The organism is Liquorilactobacillus oeni DSM 19972, assembly GCF_001436275.1.
GTDB lineage: Bacteria > Bacillota > Bacilli > Lactobacillales > Lactobacillaceae > Liquorilactobacillus > Liquorilactobacillus oeni.
The window spans coordinates 1-220 of sequence record NZ_AZEH01000031.1 but is presented as its reverse complement, the minus strand read 5'-3'; the positions used below and the strand labels follow the sequence as shown (position 1 = coordinate 220).

The following is a 220-nucleotide window of genomic DNA, read 5'->3' as shown; positions in this document are numbered from 1 at the left end:
TTATCAGTTGAACAAACCGAAGAACTTTTAAAAATATTTGCTGATTATGTTAATGAGCATAAACCGGACAAACTAAAAAACGATCAACCTAATAACTAGGCCGATCGTTTTTATTTTCTAGATCATTTCTGAGTTTTACTTCTGGGTTCTGATCTGCAAAATCTTTTAACTGCTTTTGCACATTTTCTGAACAAGTAATATTTTGATTTATCCAAGGAAA

At 30.5% G+C, this 220-nt stretch carries 1 pseudogene; it reads right to left on the bottom strand.

The features are described 5' to 3' along the window. Positions 1-88: 88 nt before the first annotated feature. Positions 89-220, bottom strand: a pseudogene (locus FD46_RS10550) (zeta toxin family protein); the annotation flags it as partial.